Annotated in this window: 2 protein-coding genes; one reads left to right on the top strand and one right to left on the bottom strand. The window is 71.5% G+C overall.

Translation table 11 applies throughout. The annotated features are described in order from the left end of the window. Positions 1-151: 151 nt before the first annotated feature. Positions 152-1,372, bottom strand: coding sequence for a small ribosomal subunit Rsm22 family protein (locus D7V93_RS41635; protein WP_120648511.1), 1,221 nt, complete (start codon positions 1,370-1,372; stop codon positions 152-154). Between the two features lie 58 nt (positions 1,373-1,430). Between D7V93_RS41635 and D7V93_RS41630 the strand changes: the two genes are divergently transcribed. After that, positions 1,431-2,441 (top strand): ABC transporter ATP-binding protein, encoded by a 1,011-nt coding sequence (locus tag D7V93_RS41630; protein ID WP_120648510.1) that lies wholly within the window; start codon positions 1,431-1,433, stop codon positions 2,439-2,441. Positions 2,442-2,530 lie beyond the last annotated feature (89 nt).

The raw sequence follows: 2,530 nt of genomic DNA, 5'->3' as shown, positions 1-2,530 counted from the left end.
CCTCGGGGGAGGGGAGGAGCAGGGGCTCCTCTCCAGGGTCCCTACGGAGCGAGCGACACGCTCCGGTCGTGCGGGCCTGCCCGGAGCCTCCCCGGAGCCTTCCAAGGCGTCCGGATCCGGACGCCCCGCCGCCGCGAGGCCCGCGTCCGCTTCAGGGCTTCACGGGCGGAACCGGCGTGGGCGCCTGGGGCGCGGCCGGGGCTTCGGGCGCCTTCGGTGGGCCGGGTGGCACGCCGCGTCCGGCCTGCGCCACGATGCGCACCTCGGCGTTCTCCCCGAGCGCGAAGCCGTCGCCCTTCGTCTCCAGGTCGGTCACCTCGATGACGTCGCCGCGCTGGAGGTGGAAGAAGCGCTCGTTCTTCTCCGCGCGGTGGCGCTCCTGCATCGCCAGGCCCACGCGCCCCTCCGGCCCGCAGCCGATGTAGCGCTGGCGGCCCTTGCCCTCCAGCGACTCGCTGACGATGCGGAACAGCCGGCCCGGCGGCGGCTCCGGCCACGCCTCGCCCTTGGGCGCCACCACGAGGTAGCTCATCTTCAGCGATTCCTTGTGGAACCCGGCCGTGCGCGCCAGCTCCTCCACCACGCGGGGCATGGGCCACGCGCGCTCGGCGTGGCACCAGTCCGTCTCCTTCACCAGCGCGGGGCAGGGGCCCCGGTACATGCACGGCGCGCGGATGCCGTAGCCGCGCTCCACCAGCAGGTCGCGCACCTTGAGCAGGTTGCGGCTCGTCTCGCGCAGCGCGGGCTCCATCACCAGCAGGCTGCCGCCCTTCTTCACCTTCGTCAGGATGGCTTCCAGCAGCGCCGCGCGCGGCTTGAGCGCCTCGTCCGTCGCGCCGTACAGCTCGTTGACCACGTGCCCCATCGTGATGAGGTCGAACTGCCCGTCCGGGAGCTGGGCGTTCTTCTTCAGCGGGTCCCACTCGCGCGTGGCCAGCGCCTCGCCCGCCTCCGTCGCGAGCTTGAGCGCCAGCGCCAGGGCCGGCTTGCTGCGGTCCGCCGCCGTCACTTCACTGGCGCCCGCGTCCATCGCCGCGAAGGCCACGGGGCCGGGGCCGCTGCCCAGGTCGAGCACGTGGCGGGGGCGGTTGGGCAGCTCGCCCAGCACCTGCCTCGCCTGGGCGTAGGAGACTGGCCAGTAGAAGAGCAGGTAGGCGCCCAGCAGGCGCGGGTCGTCCATGTACCGGGCGCCCGCGAGCTGCCGCTCCCGCGTGAGGCCGAGCGACAGCTGCTTCACGCCCGCGCCCACCTCCTTGACCTCCTGGGGCGTGAGGCGCCCCTCGGGGCCGTCGCCCTTGCCACGCGAGGCGCGCCATACGGCGATGAGCCGCGGCAGCCACCGCTCCAAGTCCTTGCTGTATGCGTTGCTCATCAGTGCCTTCACTTCTGGGGTCGCCACCTGGGGGCGACCGCGTTAAACCCGTCCGGCCATGATTTCCGTCCGCGGACTGCGCAAGCACTATCAGGTTCACAAGCGCCCGCCTGGCCTGAAGGCGGCCCTGCGCTCGCTCGTCCACCGCAGCTACACGTCCGTCAAGGCCGTGGACGGCATCTCCTTCGATATCAAGCCCGGCGAGCGGGTGGGCTTCCTGGGCCCGAACGGCGCGGGCAAGACGACGACGCTCAAGGTGCTCGCCGGCCTGCTCCACCCCTCCGAGGGTGAAGTCACGGTGGATGGCCACGTGCCCCGGCTGCGCGAGGAGGCGTTCCTCAAGAAGATCATGCTCGTGATGGGGCAGAAGCAGCAGCTCCTGTGGGACCTGCCGCCGGCGGAGACGTTCGAACTCAACCGCGCCATCTACGACGTGCCCCGCCTCCAGTACAAGCAGACGCTGGAGGAGCTGGTGTCGCTCTTGGAGCTGGAGGACCTCATCACCAAGCCCACCCGCCAGTTGAGCCTGGGCGAGCGGATGAAGTGCGAGCTGGCGGCGGCCCTCATCCACCGCCCCCGGGTGCTGTTCCTGGACGAGCCCACCATCGGCCTGGACGTGTCCATGCAGGTGACGATGCGCGCGTTCATCAAGGCGTACAACGAGAAGACGGGCGCCACGCTCATCTTGACGAGCCACTACATGGACGACGTGGCGGCGCTGTGTCCGCGCGTCATCGTCATCGACAAGGGGCAGCTGTCCTACGACGGCACGCTGGAGGCGCTGGTGCAGCGCGTGCGGCCGGAGAAGCGGGTGGTGCTGCGGCTGGCGCGGCCGGTGGACGCGGCGCTCCTGGCCAGCTTGGGGCGGGTGGTGTCGCACGAGCCGGGCTCGGCGGTGCTCCAGGTGCAGCAGGACGCGGTGAACGCCACGGTGGGGCGGGCGCTGTCGACGCTGCCGGTGACGGACCTGACGGTGGAGAACGCGCCGCTGGAAGAGGTGATGAGCGAGCTGTTCCAGGAGGGCAAGGCGCGCCGCGCGGAGGCCGCCCGGGAGGCGGTGCCCGCGTGAGCCTGCGCACGTCGCTGAAGGCGCTGCCCACCATGCTGCGCATCGGCTTCTCCGAAGCGGTGGCCTACCGCGCGGAGATGATCATATGG

Source organism: Corallococcus llansteffanensis (assembly GCF_003612055.1).
Taxonomy (GTDB): domain Bacteria; phylum Myxococcota; class Myxococcia; order Myxococcales; family Myxococcaceae; genus Corallococcus; species Corallococcus llansteffanensis.
Note: the sequence above shows the minus strand (reverse complement) of the source record. Positions and strands in the feature narration are given on the sequence as shown.